The sequence below is a fragment of the Mycoplasma sp. 480 genome, assembly GCF_051353065.1.
Lineage (GTDB): Bacteria > Bacillota_I > Bacilli_A > Mycoplasmatales > Metamycoplasmataceae > Mesomycoplasma_A.
In genome coordinates this window covers 24,858-49,136 of sequence record NZ_CP195722.1, presented here as the reverse complement: position 1 = coordinate 49,136, position 24,279 = coordinate 24,858, and the positions used below count along the sequence as shown (strand labels likewise).

Annotated in this window: 14 protein-coding genes; 8 read left to right on the top strand and 6 right to left on the bottom strand. The window is 24.1% G+C overall.

Annotation, left to right across the window (positions count from 1 at the left end; genetic code table 4):
- Window position 1 precedes the first annotated feature (1 nt).
- From ACR34G_RS00200 to ACR34G_RS00170, 7 genes are all read left to right on the top strand, one after another.
- The gene (locus ACR34G_RS00200; RefSeq protein ID WP_436358774.1) at window positions 2-991 is read left to right on the top strand and encodes a DHH family phosphoesterase; all 990 of its coding nucleotides are present in this window, start codon (window positions 2-4) and stop codon (window positions 989-991) included.
- A complete protein-coding gene (locus tag ACR34G_RS00195) occupies window positions 978-1,949 on the top strand; it encodes a DHH family phosphoesterase (protein WP_436358773.1) in 972 nt (323 codons plus the stop codon). Before ACR34G_RS00200 ends, ACR34G_RS00195 begins: the two co-directional genes overlap by 14 nt.
- A 45-nt stretch (window positions 1,950-1,994) precedes the next feature.
- A complete protein-coding gene (locus ACR34G_RS00190) occupies window positions 1,995-2,399 on the top strand; it encodes a hypothetical protein (protein ID WP_436358772.1) in 405 nt (134 codons plus the stop codon).
- 1 nt (window position 2,400) lies between these two features.
- Complete coding sequence (locus ACR34G_RS00185; protein ID WP_436358771.1) at window positions 2,401-3,012, top strand: 3'-5' exonuclease; 612 nt, start codon at window positions 2,401-2,403, stop codon at window positions 3,010-3,012.
- Between the two features lie 254 nt (window positions 3,013-3,266).
- Entirely contained in the window at window positions 3,267-4,646 is a 1,380-nt protein-coding gene (locus ACR34G_RS00180) for an FAD-dependent oxidoreductase (protein ID WP_436358770.1), read from the top strand.
- Between the two features lie 72 nt (window positions 4,647-4,718).
- Window positions 4,719-5,039, top strand: coding sequence for a hypothetical protein (locus ACR34G_RS00175; RefSeq protein ID WP_436358769.1), 321 nt, complete (start codon window positions 4,719-4,721; stop codon window positions 5,037-5,039).
- Window positions 5,040-5,044: 5 nt separating this feature from the next.
- On the top strand, window positions 5,045-6,028 hold the full coding sequence (locus ACR34G_RS00170) for a lipoate--protein ligase (protein ID WP_436358768.1): 984 nt from the start codon (window positions 5,045-5,047) through the stop codon (window positions 6,026-6,028).
- Window positions 6,029-6,072: 44 nt separating this feature from the next.
- Here the strand turns inward: ACR34G_RS00170 and ACR34G_RS00165 are convergent, their stop codons facing one another.
- The 3 genes from ACR34G_RS00165 to ACR34G_RS00155 form a co-directional block, all read right to left on the bottom strand.
- A complete protein-coding gene (locus ACR34G_RS00165) occupies window positions 6,073-12,051 on the bottom strand; it encodes a beta-N-acetylglucosaminidase domain-containing protein (protein WP_436358767.1) in 5,979 nt (1,992 codons plus the stop codon).
- Window position 12,052: 1 nt separating this feature from the next.
- Window positions 12,053-17,278 (bottom strand): MGA_1079 family surface serine endopeptidase, encoded by a 5,226-nt coding sequence (locus ACR34G_RS00160; protein WP_436358766.1) that lies wholly within the window; start codon window positions 17,276-17,278, stop codon window positions 12,053-12,055.
- Window positions 17,279-17,420: 142 nt separating this feature from the next.
- The gene (locus tag ACR34G_RS00155; RefSeq protein ID WP_436358765.1) at window positions 17,421-18,026 is read right to left on the bottom strand and encodes a hypothetical protein; all 606 of its coding nucleotides are present in this window, start codon (window positions 18,024-18,026) and stop codon (window positions 17,421-17,423) included.
- Window positions 18,027-18,165: 139 nt separating this feature from the next.
- Here ACR34G_RS00155 and ACR34G_RS00150 point away from each other — a divergent pair, with 139 nt between their 5' ends.
- Entirely contained in the window at window positions 18,166-18,990 is an 825-nt protein-coding gene (locus ACR34G_RS00150; protein WP_436358764.1) for an alpha/beta fold hydrolase, read from the top strand.
- 29 nt (window positions 18,991-19,019) lie between these two features.
- Here the strand turns inward: ACR34G_RS00150 and leuS are convergent, their stop codons facing one another.
- From leuS to ACR34G_RS00135, 3 genes are read right to left on the bottom strand one after another with little or no spacing between them, the layout of a single operon-like run.
- A complete protein-coding gene (gene leuS / locus ACR34G_RS00145; protein WP_436358763.1) occupies window positions 19,020-21,398 on the bottom strand; it encodes a leucine--tRNA ligase in 2,379 nt (792 codons plus the stop codon).
- 39 nt (window positions 21,399-21,437) lie between these two features.
- A complete protein-coding gene (thiI, locus tag ACR34G_RS00140) occupies window positions 21,438-22,583 on the bottom strand; it encodes a tRNA uracil 4-sulfurtransferase ThiI (protein ID WP_436358762.1) in 1,146 nt (381 codons plus the stop codon).
- A gap of 1 nt (window position 22,584) precedes the next feature.
- Window positions 22,585-24,189 (bottom strand): hypothetical protein, encoded by a 1,605-nt coding sequence (locus tag ACR34G_RS00135; protein ID WP_436358761.1) that lies wholly within the window; start codon window positions 24,187-24,189, stop codon window positions 22,585-22,587.
- Window positions 24,190-24,279 lie beyond the last annotated feature (90 nt).

Here is a 24,279-nt window from a genome sequence, read left to right as displayed (position 1 = left end):
TATGAAAAAAGGAACATATAAAATAATAAAAGAAGCGATTGAAAAATTTGATAACATTTTTATTTTTCATCACATAAGACCAGATGGTGACTGCCTTGGTTCTCAATTTGGTCTTGGACAATTAATCAAAGATAATTATCCAAACAAAAAAGTTTTCTATATTGGAGATTCAACTGGCATTTTAAATTTTCTTGAATTTAATCATTTTGACGAAAATCAATTAAAAGAAGAAGATTTTGAAAATTCATTAGGAATTGTAGTTGATGCTTCCAGTTCAGATCGTTTAGAAAAAAAAGAAATTATACTATCTAACAAAATTACCAAGATGACAAGAATTGATCATCATCCAAATGGAGCAGATATTAACTATGAATTTAACTGAATAGATTCTTCTTATTCTGCAGCAGCTGAAATGGTTGCTTATTTAGCTAAAATGGCTAAATGAAACATTTCTTTAAAAGCTGCTCAATATATTTACACTGGAATTTATACTGATTCAGGCAGATTTTTTTATAGCAACACAAGTAAAAGAACTTTTAATGTAGTCGAACATTTAATAAAAAAATCTAATTTAGATATTCACTTTATCCACAAAGCACTTTCAGGTAAAACCATGAAAGAGATTAAATTCCAAGGAAAAGTACTCTCCAATTTTAAAAATCAAGATAAAGTAATTTGATTCCACGTTACTCAAAAATTACAAGATGAACTTAATTTAAGTTATGAAGAAGCAAACCAAGTAAATATTCTCTCAAATATTGAAGATAATAGAATTTGAATTTTCTTTATTGATCAACCAGATAAAACAATAAGAGTAAGACTAAGATCTAATGGTCCAAAAGTAAATATAATTGCCAGAGAATATAATGGTGGTGGTCACGATAACGCTTCTGGAGCAATGATAAAAAATAAATCCAAAATCCAAGAAATAGTTAATAAAGCAATTAATCTTGTTAAAGAATTTGAAAAGGAAGAAAATGAAAATAGGTAGTTTAGAAACAATCATAAACGAAATTGAAAATCATAATTCAATTGTTATTTTCCATCACATTCGCCCAGATGGTGATTGTCTTGGTTCTCAATTTGGTTTAAAAACACTAATTGAAGAAAATTTTCCAAACAAAAAAGTTTTTGCAGTTGGTGATTCTAAAAATACTTTAAATTTCTTGGATTTTTCTTTTAATAATGATCTAAGTGATGACATTTTAAAAGAGTCTTTAGCGATAATTGTTGATGCAAATTTTAAAGAAAGAATTGAAAAAAGAGAGTTATTAGACAAAAATATTTTTAAAAGTGTAATTAGAATTGATCATCATCCAAACGAAGATGATTTAAATACAACAACTAGATGAGTTGATTCTTCTTATATCGCTGCAGCTGAAATGGTTGCTGACTTAGCTTTTAGCAGTAATTGAAAGGTTTCAACAAAAGCAGCAAAATACATTTATACAGGAATTTACACAGATTCTGGACGTTTTTTATTCTCCAATACAACACCAAGAACCTTATCTCTAGCTGCTAAACTTTGAGAAACAGGCTTAAATATTGATGAACTTCATACAAACCTAACAAAAAACAGTGAAAGCGATTTACGTTTTCAATCATTTATTTTTAGCACTTTTAAAACATTTAAAAATGTTATTTACTATTCAATAACTCTTGAAGAACAAAAACAATACAACAAAACTCCTGCTGAAGCAACTAGACCAAATACTTTAGCTAATATAGATAATTACAGAATTTGACTTTCTTTTACAGAAGAAGAAACAAACAAATGAAGAGTAGAATTTAGATCTAATGGCCCAGTTGTAAGAAATGTTGCACTCAAATGAAATGGCGGTGGTCATGAAAGAGCTTCAGGCGCTATTATAAACAATGCAAAAGACATAATAAAAATAGTTGAAGATTGTCAACAAGAATATGAAAGATGAATCAAATTAAATAATTAAAGTCTTTATTAATTAATAATTATTTAAAGATAGGAGAATAATTTTATGAGTAAGTATGATGAATTCATTAGATCATTAATAGATCAAAAAGAAAAGTTAGAAGACAATAGAACTTTTACAATTAAATTTCCAATAAGTTTACATGAGTTTTATCTAAATATGTTAGTAAATGATGACATTAATGGATATAGTATAAATTCTAAAATTGCTAAATGTTTGAAAATTTATATGTTAAAAGATCATTATGGTAAATATAATTCAACTAAATTAAAAAATTTATCAACTAAAATAATAAGAATTAATAAACCTATTATTGATTATAGTAAAAAACGAGAATTTATAAAACAATGAATAATTGAACAAAAGATTTATTTATCTTTACATAAAAATTTTACTATAAATGAATTTGAAGAACTTATGAGACAAGGAGAAATTTTAGTTAGTGAATAATATGATAAAAAGTTTAGAAGAATTTAATAATAAAACAGATGAGCAATATAAAAACAATTTTATGAAAAATTCTTTTGTTATTTTTGATTTAGAAACTTGTGATAATAATAAATCTATTATTGAAATCGGTGCTATCAAAATAAACAACGGAGAAATAGTTGAACAGTTTAACGAATTAGTAAAACCAAAGAATTTTGAAATTAATAAATGAGAGCGTTTTAACAACATTCCTACGAAGTTAGTCAAAGAAAAAGGTAGAGATACAAAAGCAGTTTTAGAAGAATTTAATGCTTTTATAGGTGATTTAGACTTATATGCACATAATGGAGAAACTTTTGATTTTGTTGCATTAAAAAGAGCTTATAACCAAGTAGAACTACCTTTTCCCACTAATAATTTTATTGACACTAAAGATTTTTTTCAAAACAGAAGTTTTTATTTATGACAGAGTGAAAAATGAAGTTTACAATTTCTTTCTTCAATGCTTGGAGTAGATTATTTAAAAGCACATAGAAGTGTTCAAGATTGTAAAATTTTATATGAAGTGTATTTAAAAATACAAGATAAAAAATATATTTTAAACTCTTTTAAAAAAAGAATAACCCCACTATAATAACAAAGAAAATAAGATAAAAGAATATAACACAAAAATAATTAGTGAAGCAGAATTTTTATTAATAATTAAAGAAAAATTAGAAAAAAGTAAGTAATTAAAGTCTTAGCAGACTTTTTTTATTTTTCCAAAAAGTTGATTTTTATAACAAATTTACCCCTATTTTCAATTTGTTCCACAAAAAATGAATTTTTATAAACATTTAGTATAAAAATATTATAATTATAATGTTAATTAAAAAACGGAGGACATTAATGAAAATTATATCAATAGGAGCAAATCACGCAGGAACTTCATTTTTAAGAACAATGAAAAAAGTTGCTCCAAACGCTAAATTAGTAGCATACGACAGAAATACCGATATTTCCTTTTTAGGTTGTGGTATTGCTTTATGAGTTGGAGGAGAATTCCAAAACCCAGATGGTTTATTTTATTCAAGCGTTGAAGAATTAAAAGGACTTGGAATCGATGTTAAAATCGCTCATGAAGTTATCGAAGTAAACAGAAAAGAAAAATATGTAGTTGTTAAAGACTTAAGTACAGGAAAAACTTTTAAAGACACATATGACAAATTAGTATATGCTGGTGGTACATGACCAATTATTCCACCATTTGAAAACATTAACTTAGAAAACATTTTAGTTTCAAAAATCTTTGCACATGCTAAAGAAATTAAAGCAAAAGCAGAAGACAAAAATGTTAGAAATGTAGTTGTTATTGGTGCTGGATACATTGGAATCGAATTAGTTGAAGCATTCCACAAATACGGAAAAAATGTAACACTAATCGATATGCAAGACAGAATTATTCCTAACTACTTTGATGAAGAATTTACTAAAAAAGTTGAATTCTCAATGGAACACCACGGAATTAAAATGCAACTTGGTGAAAAAGTTCAAAAATTTGAAACAAAAGATGGTAAAAAAGTATCAGCTGTTGTTACAGACAAAGGAACATATGAAGCTGATTTAGTAATTTTAGCTATCGGATTTAGACCAAATACAGAATTAATTCAAGGTGTTGAAAAAACAGCTAACGGTGCTATAAAAGTAGATAAATTCCAAAGATCATTAAGTGATGAAAACTTATATGCAATCGGTGACTCTGCTTCAATGATTAATAGTGCTACAAAAGAATATGCACATATTGCTCTTGCTACAAACGCAGTTAAAACAGGAATCGTTGCAGCATTCCACTTAGCAGGAAACGAAGGAATTCCTTTCCCAGGATACTCAGGAACAAATGCAATTAATGTATTTAATTTCAACTATGCATCAACAGGTTTAACAGAAGTTGTTGCTGCTAAAACAGAAGGAATTAAAGAAAACTTTGCAGTTGAATACTTTGAAGACAATGACAGACCAGAATTTATGAAATACCACTTTAAAGTTTGATTTAAAATTACATATGACAAAAAAACTTTAAGACTATTAGGGGCACAAATCGGTTCTGAAGGTAGAGCAGCAAATCACACTGAAGTAATTTACATGTTATCTCTTGCAATTCAACAAGGATTAACATTACCACAAATCGCTTTAATGGATTTCTACTTCTTACCACACTTCAACAAACCATTTAACTTTGTAATTCAAACAATTTTAAATGCATTAAACTTAAATTACAGCAAAAAATAATTAATTTTTAATTTTTTCCCGATTTTTTCGGGTTTTTTTATTTTCCAATTTTAAAATTGTTATAATTAAAAAATGGAAACAATTTTTCAAATTAAAACAAGTAAAGAGTTAGATTTATCTTTTGACTTTCAAATTTTAAATCATGAAAATAGAATATTAGATATCAAAGTAAATGGTCTTTTAAGAGATATTCAATATAATGATAATTTTTTTGATTGATTTATTGAAGATTTATTATTCCTATTAGATAATAATAGATATCAAAAAAGATGAGATTATGGACAAATAAACATTTTAGGTATTAAAAATTTAAATCTTAATGAAAAAGATTATCATTCTTTTATAAAACTTTTCAAAAGTGTTACAAACTTTGATTTAGTAGTTAAGGAGTAAAATATATGAAAATTTATATTAGTAAAAATTATTCACCTTTTTATAATTTAGTTCTTGAAGAAATAATGACAAAAGATGAATCAAACACAGAAGACATTATCTTTTTATATCAACACGAAAATGCTGTTATTATAGGTAGAAATCAAAACGCATATAAAGAAGTAAAGTTTGATGTTTTAGAAAAAGAAAACATTGAACTTTATAGAAGACTTTCTGGTGGTGGTGCTGTTTATCATGATTTAGGAAATTTAAATTTCTCTTTTATCACAACAAACAAAACAGAAAGAAGTTACACTAAATTTTTAGAACCTGTTTTAGAGTTTCTACATACTTTAAATTTAAATGCTGAATTTAAAGGAAGAAATGATCTTGTAGTAAATGGTTTTAAATTTTCAGGAAATGCACAATTTATTTATAAAAATAAAATCGTTCATCACGGAACTATGCTTTTTGATGCCAACTTAAGCAAACTTTCAAATGTATTAAATCCAAGCAAACTCAAAATGGAATCAAAGGGAATTAACAGTGCTAAACAACGTGTAACAAACTTATTAGAACAATTAGAAAATAAAATTTCTATTAATGAATTTATAGATAAATTCGCTTTATTTTTAAAAGAAAAATATAACGGAACAATAGAAGAAATTCCTTCTAAATATTTAGAACAAATGGAAAGTATAAAATCAATTCGTTCTTCTAATGATTGAGTGCTTGGAAAAAATCCTGAATTTTCTTTTTTTAGTGAAAAGAAAACCGAAGGAGGAATTTTACAAATAAGTGCAAACATAAAGGAAAATAAGATAAATTCAATCAAATTTGAAGGAGATTTTCTTGCCAAAGTTGGAATAGAAGAAGTTGAATCTAAATTAATAAATCAATCTTTTGAAAAAGAAACAATTATTAAGATTTTAAATTCTATTAGTAATCTTGAAGAATATTTTGGAAACATCTCAGTCAAAGAAATTATAGAAGTCTTATTTGGTACTTAATCTACATATAAAGAAAAACACAGAAATAAATCTGTGTTTTCATTTTATCTTTTGCTTTTCTTTTTCTTTAAAATCAGTAATATTGCTAAAATAATTAAACCAATTACAGAAATAGATGATATTATTGGAACTCCTATTTTTAAAAAAGGATTAGTTTTGTTTTCTTCTTTAATTTCATCATTAATTTTTAATTGAAGTTCTTTTAATTCTTGTTCTGATTTAGCTTCTTCTTTTTGATTTGAAAATTCTTGTTGTTTAATTGGATTTTTTAATTTAGAAATTAAATCTTCTGTTTTGTTGATTTCTTCTAATATATTTTGTTTTTTATCTTCAAGTTCTTTAACAAAAGAAAGAAGATTATCTTCATTTTTATCTAATGTTTTTAGTTTATCTTTATAAAAAGCAATTTCATTTATTAGTTTTAAATCATTAATTTTTTTATTAATAGATATAAAATCAAATTGTGATTTCAACTTTGTTAAATCTGCTTTTATGCCCGAAATTTCTTTATATTCTAAAGTTTTATTAGAAATTTTTTCATCAGTACTATTAATTATGTTATTAATGTTGTTAAAAACTTCTTCGCTATAAATAGGCTGATATTTTACATTAAAAATTAATTCGCTTTTTAATAATTTTAATTCTTTTGCTTTTTCTAAACTGAAAGAGTCAAATAAGTTTTTTAAGAAATTTAAATTAGTTTCTTTATCTCTTAAATTTATATTATCGCTCATTATAATTTCATCTTTTTTATTAAATTCACTTTGTAATTCTTTAGATAATTCTTCTCATTTAACTCATTCATTAGTTAAAATATTTTCAAAATTAGGTCTAATTTCATTTATGTATTTTTCATTAAATTCACCTAATTTGTTATATTCTAATTTATTGTAATTATCAATAAAATTTAAGTTTAGTTCTTTATATTTTTCTTCATCATTTAAATTAATAGTTAATTGATGTTTAATTGCTTCACTAGAAGTAGCTAATCTATCAACACTTTCTGTTGTGTAAACACTTTTGTAAAGAAAATGGAATTTTCTTACATTTATTCTCGCTTCTTCTAGTTGATAAATAGAAGCTTCTAAATCAATTTTTGCTTCATTATATAAAGAAACTAACTGTTCTAAAGTTTCTTGAGTGATATCTTGGTTTTCACTTATGATTTTATTTATATAAGAATAAATTCTATTGTATTCTTGATATGAAAGTGATGTATACTGATGATTACTATTATCAATTTTTTCTGAAATTAAATTAGATAATTGACTTAAATCTGCTTTTAATCTCGCGCTTGCTATAACACTGTTTATTTCTGCAACAATGCTATCAATGGTGCTTTGATTTATGTTTGCTGAATCTTTAGTTAATTGCCCTTTTGCAATAACTTTGTCGTACAATTCTTTATCTTCTTGAATTCAATTATTGTAGTTATTGTTTTTTTGCAATACTAAATTATCTAGTTCTATTTTATTTGTTTCTGAATTAGTGTGTGCATTATCTAAAAAGGTAATTTCCGCTATTTTTGGTTTTTTATTAGTTCACTTAATTGATAAAGAAATTATTTTATTTTGATCATCTATTGGCAGGTTAAAACCTGAGTTTAAAGCAACTAAATGTCCTAATACAACTTCTTTTGTTTGATGAGTCTCTTCACTATAAATAGTTGCAGACACTTCTGCTAAACTTGGTTCTTGTACACTAACAATGTTTAAATATTTGTTGTTATATTCATTTTTAGCAAATGAATATTTTAAAGTACCATTTTCATTTTTAGGTTCATAGTATGTTCTTAATTTTTCATCAATAAGATTTAATACAGAAGTTTCTGGATTTTTAGATTCAATATTAGTTCCGCTAAAACCTGCAATGTTATTATTTGTTTGATCGTTACCATCATTAATTAAAATTTCATTTATAAATAAACCTCTATTGTTAGGATAATTGTGATTAATGAAAATTTTTAAATATCTTGCTTTTTTATTTTCTAAATCACTAATTCCTCAATATCTATAATTTGGATATTTAGAGTCATAGAAACCAAAATTTGTATCAAAAAGTTTTTTGTAACTAAATTTTGAACCATAATCATCAACAGTATAAACAGTTTCTCAATTCGTGTTATCTTGTGATATTTGAATATCTGCACTTCTTAGTCAATTTATATTATTAATATCTGAAAAGATTTTAATTGAATTAATGTTCATTAGTGAACCTAAATCATAAGTTAAAAAGTCTCTAGGTCTTAAACTTTTACTTATTTTAGAAACTGTTGTAAAATCTCCATCAAAAGCAAAATTTTCTTTAAAATTATCGTTTTCTAAAGGTGTAATATTTGTATCTATTAATTTACCAAAAACTGTTTGTTTTTCTGTTTGTATAAACATCTTATTAAAAGTAATATCTAAAGCATTTACTGATTGATTTCTAAAAATAATATATCTTGCCTGAGTTGGCGAACTTGCAATTGAATCAACATTTAAATCATATCAATTAACTCCATCAATTGAACGGAAAATACTGATGTTTTCAGTTTTTTCTCAATCTAAATCAATACCATTTATAGTTTTAGTTTCTTTTAAATCAATACCAATAAATTCACCAGAATTCATATGATATTGATTTTTAGAATTTTCTTTATCTATACTAAACAATTTATAAAGATTATCAACATGAGAAGTGGTTAAATTTTCTTTATTTGCAATATTAGATAATAAAAATTCATTAGTGTTAATTCCATCGAATTTAAAATTCACACTTTTTACTTCTCAATAACTTGTAGTATCTTGATTAGAAAGAATTTTAATTCCAGTGAAAACTCCGCTGTTTTCAGGTAATTTAATTGTGGTTCAATCATCATTTAACTTAACATCGCTTAAAAGTTCAAATGTTTCGTCATTAACTAATTTTAAAATTTTTACAGAAGGTATTTTATGTTTATTAGATTGTAAAATACTGATTTCACGAATAGCTCTTGGGTATTTGAAATCTACTTTAAATCCAACATTATTTTTTACAAAACTATTATCACTTGATGCTATAACAGTTGATGTGTAATCTGTATTATCAACTACATAATTTATAGAATTATTATATTCTGAGGCCCTAATTTCTTCTCTACCAAGAATTCTTGCATTATCCAAACTTGCTGTATATTCTTGTTTTTTCTCATAATCATCATAACCAACTCTTAGTCCTGCTATTCTTCATCAAGAACTATTAACCGTTGCATTATTATAAAATCTAAATTTATCTGTAAAAGCATAACCATGAACAACATGATTAAATTGATTTCCTAAATTATTTTTAGAACCAAATAATTTTCAACTAGAACTTGTGTAATCATAATATTCAATTTTAAAATTATTAAGTCTATCTCTTCCGTTTTCTTGACCTTGATCTAATTCTATTCTTGTAATTAGTCTTTTAGATGGAAATTTAAAGGCTACAATTTTATCTTGTGAAATTTTAGAACTACCAGGACCTGTTGCACTATCTGAGAAAGTTCATTGCGTAGCGTAATTATTATCTTTTACTGATTCAATACTTCCAGCACGTACTGCAATTCCTGCTGTTGAATCTTCCATATTTGCCTGTAAATCGGTGTAATTTAATTTATTTGTAGCAATTTCATTTTGATTAATTAAAAAATTAGTAATTCTTAATCAAGCTGCTTCTGGATTGCTTCTATTTGCAATCAATCTTACACCAGTTACATTTTTTATATTTAAATTATTTACAGTTATTGGTCGAATATTATCATGAAATCTTTCATAGATTTCTCCGTTTAAATCCTTTCAAACCTCATCATTTTGCTTATATTGAATACGTGAATAGAAAAAATGATCTCTTCCACCACCCATTTTTATATAAATAGAATTTAATTTTATTGGTTCTGAAAATTCAACACCAAAATAGTCATCTTTAACTATGGCATCTGGATTTGTAAATAATTTTTCTTCCCTATTATTAGCAAGGAAAATATTTCCTTTATCACTTTCTGGTGTATCTCTTCTATTGCTAATAAAGGTTAAATTAACTTTATTAATATCTACTTCTGAAAAATTTAATTTTTTAGTTTGTTCTTCTTCTAAAAAACCAATAACCTGTTCTATAAAAGGTTGAATATATTTTGTTCCTACTTCTGGTTTAACAAGAAAATTCTGAAAATCAATTGAATGATTTTCTTTTGAATTATTAACATTAAATTTTCCTAAGTATAAATTATCACCCAATTCTCCTACTTGATTATTTTGAAGATTATTTAAAGCATCCAGTAAGTAAATAACTCCTTGAGTTAAATCGTAAAAAGAATCAATTCAAGGGGAAAATTCCTTTACAAAAGAATTTTTAAAATAATAATTTTTAAGTTTTAATAACTTATTTTTTAATTCTATAAAGTCAGTTTTAAGCGAGTTAACTTGATCAATAGTATATGTTTTAGAATTAAGTATGCTTTGTAAATTTAATATTTTATCTTTAATGTTTAGTGATTCATCAATTTCATTTGGAACTGGAATGTTTTGATATAAAGAATGAGAACTAAAATTCTTAAATACCTCGATTAATTCTTTATATTCAATCTCACTACCAATTAAATTTTTGAATGATTCATTATATAATCTTTCTCTTTCTTCGTCTGATTTAATGTTATTTCACAAATAAGAGCTTAAAACATAAAGTGGTATTTGTGAATGTTCAAAAAATAAAGAAGGATTAAGAAGGACTCCATCTATTTTAGTTTCATCAAAGTTGATATCTAAATTCTCTTTAACACCACCTAAAATTAAGTTATTTTGCTTGTTTGACAAATTAATTCAATTGCTTCATAAATTAACTTTATTTCTTCCTGTAACTTCAATAAAATCACTTAAAAACTGATTGTTAACTTTATTAAAAGTTTTCCCTGGGTTAGTAATGATTTCGAAAGTGTTTGGAATAGTGTTGATAAATTCTTTTAATTTATTAACACTTTCTGCTTGATTTTTATCAAAATTATTTATAATTTCAAAATTATTTAAAGCAATAAAGATTTCTTTGTTTTTTGCTGGTAAATTATCAAATCATTCTTTAAATTTAGTAAAAAACTTTTCTTGAATAGATAAATTAATATCACTATTTTCGTTGAATATGAATCCAAATTTAGAAATTTTTAAATTTATTAAATCTAAAACTTTTTGTTTAAAATTCTCTAAATCACTATCAAAAGACTCAACCCTAACTTTGTTTGTCTGAAAAATATTAAACATAAAAACAGGTTCAATATTATTTTCTAAACTTTTGTTTATAAAAGGAACAAGAAAGTCTTCTTTTTCTTTGTTAGAATATTTTAATTTTCAATCTGCGTTTGTTTTTTTATCAAATCAGTTTCAATAAAAATATTTATTTAATTTTTGTTTTTTAGCATAATCAAGATATTTAAATCTTTGCTCGTTGCTTCAATTTGTGTTTTGTGAACCTTCAATAATTCCTCTATTTTTTGTTAAAGAAAAGTCCTTAATAATAAATTCTTCTATTGTTCTGTTTTTAAGTTGATTAAAAATTTGTTTAAATGTTTCTGATGCATAAAATTCGGAATTTTCCTTTAATCCAAAAGCACCAATTACATTATTTTTGCTGGTTAAAATGTAAGAATCATTTTTTTGAACAATATCATTACTTCGATTTATTTCAGAAAGTAATAAATTATCCACTGTTGTATCATTATTCAGTTTATTTCCAATAAGAATATTGGTTTTACTTTCTATAATTTTCTTTTGAGAAGTAAAACTATAATTTTTGGCAGATAATATGTTTTTAATGTTATTTACTGTATTTTCAGAAATTCCATCTTCTATAACTAAATTGATTTCGGAACTCAAAACATAATTTTTATCCAAATAATTAATGTTTTTTACATAAGGATTTATATTGTAGTTTTCGTGATTTTGCGAAACACTATTTTCAAAAGAAACTGATACAAAAAATGCAGGAGATAAGGTAATTAAAGGTATAAATTTCTTTATTTGTTTATTTTTTTTCATACTATTTCTCCTTTATTTCTTTCATAAATCATGGTAAGTCGTATTTATTTGGATTTACTGCATTTGCCCTTATTATTTGTGAAGCAAAAGAGTGTTTATTTTTAAGTTCAAAAGGGTGCTCTCCTTTTCAGTTAACACCAAAATAGTTATAATCTTGCCCATCATAGTTTCAACTTATAGAATATTGAAAACCAACTCCCGAATTTCATAATGATGCTAATGAATTATCGTCTATGAATCTCCCTGTTCCTGAAGCTCCCGCCCCAGAATAAAAAGGTGCATAATTAGTTTCATTTGCTATTATAAACCCTCATTTTCAACCACTTCAATAATTGCTTATTGGTCTATGATCAAGAATGGCAGTTTGATTTCCGCGTGGATAACCAATAGAAACAATGTCTTTTACTGTTGGTGAATTCATATCATTATATCTTCAAGTATAATCAATATTTGAATTACTTAATTTAAATCAGTTTTCTAAATAAAGTGCTAAATCAAATTTCCCTTCTTCTCTTGCTTTTGCAATTCCTGGATTAATATCAATAATTATTATTGATGAATCCAGTCTTTCTGGAGTTTTTCCTGTATTTTTTAAAGGATCTCCATTTAAATTGTATTGTTGAATCCCTATTCAAATAGTGGTTGATTCATTTCCCGATGTACTTGTATAATCTGTTCAACCATATCTACCTCTTGAAGCATAAGTTCTTGCTTGTAAAAAAGGTGCTGATATTGTTTTATCACTTGATTTAAAGAATAAATTATCGCCAGATATAAGGGAAAAATCGTGTATACTAGAAGATTCAGCATGGTGATTAGTCATTACATAAAATCTACCATCATTTGGATCATCATTTACTTTCCCTATCATAGAAGCGGTGGCAATTGCTCCACCTGGACTATAGGCAATTGCTCTTCCTATTACATTTCTAACAGATTGACTATATTTTCCATATTCTCTAAGTCTTAAAGGTTCTAGTCTCATTTTATAACCTTCATGGAATTTAAAAGCAACATTAGAATTAGGATTATAAATGCTATGATCAAAAAGATATTCCGGTTTATTAAAGAAAATGGTTGGTTGACTAAAGGTGTTAGGTTCCACTTTAGAATAATCAAAGAGATTAGTTTCTCAACCAAAATCTTCAGTTTGTTTAGTTGAATCATATTTAACTTTTAAAGTAGCGGCTCCAGCAGCAAATAAAAAGTTATAATTACTTAACTCATGAACTACTGATTTTGCTTCTTCTCTTGGATCAATAACTATTTTGATTTCAGGATTTTTAGGTCATACACTAAATTCAATATCTTCATTTTCCATTCATCTTGCTTGGATTTTAAAAGTAAAATCAGTATTATTTTTTGTTACTATTTTTTCTATATTAATTATTTTTTGATCTTTAATTTCATCATAATCTAATTCTATATCGAAAGCAGGATTTGGGGAAATTGTAATTTCTGTATCTCCGTGATTTATTGCTCCACCATTAAAACTTAGATTTAGTTTTCTGTTAGATGTATATGAGTTTTTAAAAAGAGGGTCTAAAATCTTGTGTTGTAGAGTTCAAGAAAGAATGTTTGCTTCTTTATCTACAGATCATAGTGCATCTTTTCAATATAATTCTAATGTTCTTTCTCTATGGATTTCATTTTCAGAATTATAAATGGTTCTTAACGAATTTGTATCTCTTCTTTCATCATATGAAGGAGCTGTTCGTTTATTTGTTATTGAAGATGGTTTAAAACCAGTGATTTTGTATCAACTATTTGCATTTTTATTTCAAGGTCTTACATATTCTGGGTCTTCTACTCCAAATTTTACTAAAGAAAATCTTATATAAGCTGATGTTTCATCAATTTGTTGAATTTCGTTTATTTTTATTTCACTAACAGCTAAATCATAGTTTTTATACGAAATAAAACCATCTTGATTTTTTATAGTAATTATTTGTCTAAGTTCGTTTTTGTGACTATTAAAATAACCAACTGTATTAGTTGCCAGTCTTTCTTTATCAATTTGCAAATCATCTAAAGTTAAATTGTTCAGCATAATTTCAGGATAGTGAAGTTGTTGATAATCATTTACAAAATTAACCATAGAAAATTTTTGTTTAGTAGAAAATCTTTTATTTTGATGTTCTTTTTCAATAAAACCAATTTTGAAATTTAATCCTCTTTTACCAACAAGTTCAAAATCATAATAGTAAATGAAATATTTATTTTTAATTCTACTTACATCACCACTACTAATAGAAAACGGTTGTACATCCTTTGAATAGTTTCCTGTTCCAAAAGGAATATAAGCTAAATTATCTTTGTTATCTGTTTTATTGTTTGTTCCGTTTGTAATTTGAAAGAGATAACTTGCTTTATAAAACTGTTGTTGCTGCACAAAATCTTTAGCATTTATAATACTAAAATAATTTGAAGGGTTACCATTATCTTGAATTTGCCCATTAACTCTTACTTGTTGAATATTGGATTCATTTAATTGTCTTAAAATATTTAAATCATTTTGATCAATTTGGTCAAAACCATCAAAGTCTGCCTCAGTTAAATTATTTCCTGTTTTAGGTTTTATATCTTCTAAATCAAATAACCTAAAATTTATCATTTTAATTGGGTGATTATATAAATCACCTAATGCTTGTATTGGTGCTTCTTCTCCATTTATTTTATATCAAAGAATTAAATCTGCTGATCCATTATAGTTATCAATATTATTAACATCTTTAACAAAAATTTGATATTTACCAAATTTAGGTAGGTCATAAATTTCTTCCATTGCTTTTTTAGCATCTGCTGCTAAAAACTCAGAGTGTGTATAAAATATTCCTGGTTTAAATTTTAGTAAACTTCAGAAATGCTCTTTAGTTCCTTTTAGTATATTTTCAATTTGAGCAAAATCTTTAGCATCTTTTTCACTTTGAGTTGCATCTGTGTTTAAAAAATCTACAGGATTTAATGTTGGTAGAATTTTAGACTTAATTATTTGTTTGTTAAATAGAACATTAAATTGGAAATATAAACGATTTTCTTTATATGTTTCAAAAGAAGTGATGTCAAAACTAAAAAAGTTTTCTATCCCTTTTGTTCTTGGTTTGAAGAAAATTTTCTTATTTTCTATTAAATTAAATTCACTATAAGATAGTTTAGATAATGCTTCATAATCGACTTCATAAAATTGATCTAAATTATTTAAAACTACTTTATTTATAAAAGGCATTACATCCTTTTGAAAAGGAATTTCCTTTTTAATAGTGGATTTTAGTTTTCTATTACTTTTCAAAAATACATCTAGTGTTAATACTAAAATGTTTTTATTGTCTTCTTTTAACTCCAAATTAACTACATCAAAATCAAAAGTTTCATCATCTCCTTCATTTATAAATACTTTATAATTATTTAAATTTATAGAAGCAGAATGTAAATAACGTTCTACATCATAACCATTTGGATCTTTAGAAAGGGAAACGGTGTTGTGTTTTTGAACTTCTGACAATAAAGAAGACTTAAGCGATGTTTCATCATTTGTAGTTGTTGTAATATTTTGTTCATTAAATTCTTTTAACTTACTATAAAAATCATTAATTTTTGTCTTAATGGCAGGTAAATCTTTTATGTCAAAATCTAAAAGTTTATATTTTTCATTATCATAAATCTTGCTAAAATCCAATGCTTCTTGTTTTAAAAAGAAAGGAAGAACAGCATATGCATTTATTTTATTTTCATCAATTGCTAAATTAGTTTTTAAAAACTCTTCTTTAACTTTGTTTAGCAGTTCAAAAAAACTATTTATTTCATTTTTAAAAGAATTAAAATCTTCTAAATTTTCTTTTGTATATGTCTCTACTTTTAAATAATTTTTAAAACTTTGACTAATTGATGAATTCTCATTCACAATATCTAAAAAAGATTTAATTTCATTTAAAAATTCACTATTTTTTGACTTAAGTTCTTTTTCAAAAGAAGAAAGTTGATCTTCTGTTATAACTTTATTTACTCCAGAAATTAAATCGGTTTTTTGTTGTTGACTTAAATGTTGATTGCTATTTATTTTTTCAATTAAGTTATTAATTTGTGAAGATAACTCATTTGAACGATTATTGTTAGAAATTATATGATTAGTTATGTCTTCTATTAAATTTATAACCGTATTTTCTATATTGGTTAATGAATTTAAAGTAGAAAAATTATTATTTTTAATGCTTTCAAAATTATTAATTTTTTCTTTAATTTCAGTGCTTAATTGATCATTATAAATTTCTTTTATTTGGCTAATTTCCTTTATTTTTCCGTTTATTTGTTGAATTTGACTCAAGAAACCATTTTCATTTTCTATAGTATTAAAAACATTTTCTATATGGTTTTTTACAAAAGTAATTAAATTAACATCAAATTCTTGATTTTTTGATAATTGCTCAATTAAATTTTTGAAATCTTCTAAATCAAACACGAAGATTTTTTCTTTTTTTTCTAACACTTGTTTAAGTTGATTATTTAAAGTAGAGAATTCATTATTAAAGTTTTCAAAAGAATAATTTTCTTTATTTAAAAATTTTAATAATTGATTATTTATGTCAATAATATCAGAATCTTTTTCGTATGTATATTTACTCAATTCTTTTTCTTTATCTTTGTTTTTGTTAAATGACTTTAAGTTGTTTAATAATTCACTTTTAAAAACAGAAGAAGAAAATGTTTTATAGTTTGTTTCTGTTTTATTTAAAATAATTTCTTTAATGTTTGCAAAAGCAGAATTAATATTATTCAAAAAAATATTACTTATCTCTTTTTGTAGGTTTTCTACATTATTTTTATGCATTTTTTTTGCAGAATCTATATATTTTTTTAATATAGTTATATAGTTATTTAAATTTGTTATTAACTCTGAAAAGTCAAAGTTTTCTGAATTTAAAAAAATTTTTAAATTCTTTAAGCCTTTGATTACAAAAATATCATTTTTTATTTCTTCTTTTTCTAAAGAGGGTTTTAAATCGGCATATAAATTTAAACTTTTAGATAAAGAATCTATAAAGTTTTTATCAGAAAACAAATTTTTATTGTTGCTAAAATTCTTATTAATTTTTTCTTTTAAATTTTTAAATTCTGGCAAGTTTAATGCTTCAATTTTAAAATCTTCTGTGGATTTATACTCATTAGAGCATGATGCTAAAAACATTATAGGAGTTGCTCCTAATATTATTGTTGGAAATCTTTTTTTCATATTTACTCCTCACAATTTATTTTGATATTATTTTCTTATATAGAATTATAGATTTATTTTTTTTTTTTTTTGTAAAAAAGGCAAAAATAACACAAAAAAAGAAAAAACTGCATTTTTTTATGCAGTAATTTTTTTGCTTTATTTATTTAAAATAAATTATTTGTTGCTTTGATGGTAATTTATTTTTGTAAGTTAAATATTTATTTCTTGTTCTTATTTCATTAATATTAATAGTTTTAATAACAGGAATTTTAGTTTTTTCTATAAAAATAATATATTGTCTTGGATAAACGGCTTTTGTATTGATATTGTAAGTTATAAAATTAATATCAAGATTTTCAGAAGTTACTTTAATTGTGTCTAATGATTCACCTGAAGAGTAGTTAGAGTAGTAAACAACATGATATTTTTTAAATGTTTCTGAATTAAATATTTTTGAATATGTTTTGATAAAATCATTTCACTCTGTATTTATTTTGTTTTTTACTTGTTCAATTTTTATTTGAGATAGTAATTCTTTTTTGAAGGAATCTCCATCTTTTATTTCAAATGCATTCTCTCTTTTTTCAAAGTCTGAAGGACTTCATATCTTGTTAGAATTTAGTAAAAATACATTTTCTTCTAATTCATTTTCATTATTAAATTCATTGATTTGTTTATTTTCAATAGTTTGACAAGAAACAATTGAAAACACAGGTATTCAAACACTAGAACTTAATAATAGATTATTTACTATTTTAAATTTCACTTTTTTTCCTTTCTAGAAAACCAATAAGTATTATTTTCTTGTATTATCTGTCCTTATTATAATATATTTTAAAAATAAAATCTATTAAAATCCGAAACATAAAATGTGATAAAATAATTTAATAAGATATAGGAGTTATATGCAAAAAAAAGAAATACTAATAAAAAATGAAAAAATATTTTATATAGAAGAAAATAGTGGAAAACCAAAGGTTCTTTTTCTTCATGGCTTTAATTCATCACATAGTTTTGCACAACAAGTTTACAAAATAACAGATAGAAATTATGATGTTGTTGCTTTTGATTTTCCTGGTTGTGGATTGAGTTCTAATAATGAAACTATAACCATTGAATATTATCAAGAAATTGCAGCGGAATTTGTTAAACAAACGGGAATTTCCTTTAATTTAGTAATTGGTCACTCTCTTGGTGGAGCAAGTGCTCTGCACTTATTAAATAATAATTTAATTCCTAAAGCATTACTTGCTGCTCCAATAAATTATAATATTTTAGGTACTATTGCTAAAGAAACTTTGAAACAATCAAAAGAAAGACTTAATAAATGACTTTTGCCAAAAAACTATGAAGAAGCATACGAAAGTTCAAATAACTTAGTTTATGAAAATAAAAATAACTACAAAAAGAATTTAGAAAAAATAGCAAATGTCTTTTTAACTGTGACTAAAAATAAATTCGCTGTTTTCAATAATTTAGTAAGAAAACAAATTATTAATCCTTCTTATTTACAAAAAGATATTAAAAATCTTTACTCTGTTAATAAAGATTATGAATTCATAGTAGGAACCAAAGATATGTTTGTTCCTTTTCTTTCTGTTGCTAAAATAGCTAGTGATTATAATAAAAATTTTATAGGATTAAAAAATTGTGGCCATGCTTTATTCTTTGAAAAACCTTATGAAATAAACAAGAGAATTGAAGAAATTATTAAAACACAGACTAATTAACTTTATGTCTGTGTTTTTTTATAAAAATACTATACATTAAAAATTATTATTTTATCTTTTATGTAGATTTTCTTTTTAATTTCTTTATTATCAATATTTTTTATTACATTAGGTTCGCTTAAAGCTTTAGTAAAAAGAGAATCTTCTGTATCGGTTTCTTCTTTTTCTATTACTGCTCTAACTTTTCCATTAATTTGAATCGGTAATTTAATTTTCTTATTTAAAATTAAATTCTCTTGCAAAATTGGTCATGATTGCTTGCTTATTTCATTTGCTTGTAATCTGCTTAACAATTCTTCTGAAAGATGTGGTGCTAAAACAGAAAGCATTATACAAAAATCAATTAACATTTGTTTGTTGGAAATTTTTTCAATTTTATATAAACCATTTATGAAAACCATAAGTTTACTAATAGCAATATTGAATTTTAAATTTTCAATTGCGATTGTAACTTCTTTAATAGTTTCCTGTCATAAAGAAATCATCTCTGAATCATCAAAATTTGCATCAATTAAATCATTATTTGCGAATTTATCTAAAATAACTTCAACTCTATCTAATCATCTTCTTATACCTTGGATTGCATCTGTACTTCATTCTTTTGTATCAGTTAATGGTCCCATAAACATTTCATAAACTCTTAAAGTATCTGCACCATATTCGTTTACGATATCATCTGGGTTTATAACATTTCCTCTACTTTTAGACATTTTTTGCCCATCTGTACCTAAAATCATTCCTTGATTTACAACCTTAAAGAAAGGTTCATCATTAGGTAAAATCCCTATATCATAAAGGAATTTGTGTCAAAATCTAGAATAAATTAAATGTCCTACAGCATGTTCTTGACCACCAATGTATAAATCTACAGGAAGTCATTTTTTAAATCTTTTATATGCTTCTGGACTATCTATATTTAAATATGATCCATCTTCATTTTTAAGAATAAAAGCTAAAAAGTATCAAGAACTACCAGCTCACTGTGGCATTGTATTAGTTTCTCTTCTGTATTTTTTGCCATTTTTTTCAAAGTATAATCACTCTTTGTTATTTGCTAAAGGAGACTCTCCTGTTTTAGAAGGTTTAATATTTTGCATATATGGTAATTCTACAATTCCTTCATCTATGTAAATATTATCTTCTTCATCAAAATAAACCGGGAATGGTTCACCTCAATATCTTTGTCTTGAAAAAATTCAATCTCTTAGTTTGTAACTTATTTCTTTTTCAGAAATTCCCTTTTCATTTAATAATTTATAAATTTCTTCTTTTGCTTTTAAAATTTCTAAACCATTAAACTCTTCCGAATTAATTAATTTATTATCTTGCACAACTTTAATTATCTCTAAATCATATTTTTTAGCAAAATCATAGTCTCTTTCGTCTTCTCCAGGAACTCCCATAACAGCACCCGTTCCATAAGAATTTAAAACGTAGTCAGCAATTCAAATTGGAATTTTCTTATTATTTAAAGGATGGATAGCATATAAACCTGTAAAAATACCGTGTTTTTCTTTATTATTGGAAACTCTATCTCTTTCACTTAAAGTTTTAGTAAAGTCAATAAATTCTTTTATTTTTGGATTATTAATAATCACATCTACTAATTTGTTTTCTGGAGAAATAGCAATAAAAGTAACGCCAAATAATGTATCAATTCTTGTTGTAAACACTTCTATAATTTCACTATTATTTTCGATATGAAACTTAATTGTATGACCTTCAGATTTTCCTATTCAATTTTTTTGTAATTCTTTTAATGAATCCGAAAATTCTAAGTCATTTAATCCTTCTAACAATTTATCTGCATAATTAGTAATTTTTAAAACTCATTGTTTCATTGGTTTTCTAATAACTGGAAAACCACCTCTTTCACTAACTTTATTTCCTTCGTTATCAGTTATCACTTCTTCATTAGCAAGAACGGTCCCTAATTCTTCACACCAATTAACATCAACTTCTTTTATTTCTGCTAAATTATGTTCATATAATTTTTTAAATATTCATTGTGTTCATTTGTAAAATTTAGGATCAGTAGTATCCACCTCTTTAGATCAGTCATATGAAAAACCTAAACTTTTTAACTGTTTTTTAAAAGATTGAATATTACTTTGTGTAAAAGAAGCAGGGTGATTTCCTGTTTTTAGTGCATATTGCTCTGCTGGTAAACCAAAAGCATCTCATCCCATTGGATGAAGAACATCAAAATTATTTAGTCTTTTATATCTTGCTATTATATCTGTTGCTGTGTAACCTTCTGGATGTCCAACATGCAAACCTGAAGCGGATGGATATGGAAACATATCAAGAACATAAAATTTTTTTTCTTTATTTTCTGTTGTTTTAAATGAATTATTAATTTCTCAGTGTTTTTGTCATTTTTTTTCTATTTCTTTGTGATTATACATAATATTATTATTATATAAAAAAAACAATTTTGAAAAAATTTATTTTTGTGTTTTAAATCTTTTCAAAATCATTTCTTTTTCAATTGCACTTATTTCCATTTTTTTAATTTCAGATAACTCTTCTTCATATTTTTGTGCAAATTCTGAAGTTGGTTTTATAACTGGTTTTTTAGGAGCAAATAATTCACAAGCTTCATTTGCTTTTTCAATAGAAATTTCATAAGTACCTATTTTGTTAGCTAATTTAATAGTATCATTTTTGTTAAAAGTTAATAATGGTCTATATATTTGTAAACTTGTTTGACTACCAATAACATCCATTGATTCCATAGTTTGAGATGCAACTTGCCCTAAATTTTCTCCATTAGATATAGCTATGTAACCAAATTTTTTAGCTAAAATATCTGCTATTCTATAAAAACTTCTACGCATTAGATTTATTTTATAAGACTGGTCAGAAACTAAACCGATGTAATTCATTAAATCTGTATAGTTTATTTGAAATAATTTAGAACCACCTTGATAATTAGATAACAATTGAATAATTTTATCTACTTTTTGAACTGTTTTTTCATCAGTGTGTGGTGGTGTTATAAAAGACAAGAAATCAATATGCACACCTCTTTTCATCATTTCAAAAGCTGCAACTGGAGAATCAATTCCTCCAGAAATTAAATGTAAAACTTTACCAGAAATACCAACAGGTAAACCATCTAATCCTTTATAAAATTTAGAAAAAACATAAGAATATTTTTCTCTAACTTCAATATTGATTTGTTGATCAAAATTTTCCAAATCTACCTTTATTTCCTGTTTTTTTGCAAATAATTCGGTAGCAACTTCTTTTATAATTTCTTGTGAATTTAAAGGGAATTTTTTTCAGTTTCTATGACAATTTAATCTAAATTTTAAAAGATTATCATCAAATTGTCTTAAAACTTCTTCTTTTATGCTTTCTATATTAGTTTCTACTCTTTTTACAGGAGAAAAAGAAGAAATACCAAAAACTTTAGATAAATTTGCTAAAGTTTTTTCGCTATAAGGTAAATACATTCTATCAAAACTTACTTCTGGAATTTCCCCTGTAATTTTTATTATGTTTTGCTTCAAAGTGTTTATAAATTGTTTTCTATTACCACCTTTTAAAACTAATTCACCATATCTTATTAAAATTAAATCATACATATTATATTATTTCCTTTTCTAAAAATTTTACTATATTTTCTAATGCTTGTGGATAGTTTCCTTGTCTATGCATTTCTTCTGCTATTTTAAAACTGGCATCCAGTTTGTTTTTAGAACTCCTAAAAACATTCATATTTTTATATAAAAAATTTAATATTTCTTTGTATAAAAAATCAGTAAATATTTCTATATTATTTGTCAATAAATCATTTAACTTTTTAATATAAATTATTTTTTGGTCATTTTTTTCTTCATTTTCTATCAATAGAAACAAATTCAATATTTCTTTTTTGAAATTTTCATTTATATTTTCTTTATGTTTATTTACCAAAAAATCAGTAATTATTTCTTTTTGTAAAGAAAAATTGTTTAATAAATTCTTTTCTTTTAATTCAAAAAAATAAATATTTTTTAAAGCGATTAACTTAAAATCTATAATTATGAATTTTTCAAAAATACTTTTTATTTTTTCTATTTGTTCAAGATAAGTTTCCTTGTTTAATAAAATATTTTCTAATAATAAATTTATATTTTCTAATTCTTGTTTTGCTTCTATAAATGCTGTATTTTCTTTATTTTCTATGAAAAGAAGTAATTCATTTTTTTTGCTTACTATTCTATTTTTTATAATCAAAATGTTTTCTATTACTATTTCTTTAGATCTTTTTTCTTTTTCTATTTTTTCTTTGTTTTCTAATGTTAGTTTATAAATTGATTTTAAATTAAAATTAACTTTTTCAATATCAATTTCTTTGTGTGCTTTCTTGACATTATTAAAAAGAATTTCTACTTGCTTTTTGTATTCTTCAAAAGAAAAAACTCTTTCCAATTGAAATTCTTCTTTGTTTTCAAAATAAAAATTTTTTAATGATTCAAAAATATTTGTCAAATTGTTGTCTATTTCGTTAGTAAATTTAACTACATAATTTAAAATTTTAAATAAATGAATTATATTTTCTTTATTTTCAATTAGTTTTTTGATATTTTCTTCTTTTTTATAGTTTAAATAATAATTTTGAGAAATAAAAACATTGTTGTTTGATATTTTTTTAATTAGTTTATCAATTTTTGCATGAATATATTTTATTTTGTCTTCATTGTTTTTAACAAATGTATTAGCTTTATGAAGATCTTGAGTCATTTTATTATAGTATCCTAAAAAAAACTTATTATTCTCAAAAATATAGTTATATTTTTCTTTTAGTTCTTCTAATATTTGAACTCTGTCTGTAAAATAACTGTTAAGTTTTAACTCTATTGCTGCATAAGAATGATTTATAATATTTGCTTTTTCAATTCTGCTTAAAAATTTAGTTTCTTCTTCGTTTTTATCTTTATGTTTTTTAATTATTTCTTTTAATTCAACTTCTTTTTGTTTTTCTTCTTCGTTTTTTAAATGTTCATGCTTAAAATAAATTTTTATTTGATTTATTAAAATATCAATTTCATTTTTTATAGAATTGTTTCTTTCGTTTTTCTTAACTTGTTCTTTTTTATTTATTTCTTTTTCTTTTCTTCTTTTTTGCAAAACAAAAATAAGGATAGTTAATCCAGTTATTAATAATAAAACTAAAAATCCTAATAAAAAAAATAAAAAATATTTCATTTGCTATTAAATTATACAAAAATGATGTAAAATATTAAAGCAATAAACACAGCTAAATAATATATATTAATATTTTTTAAATTTGTTTTA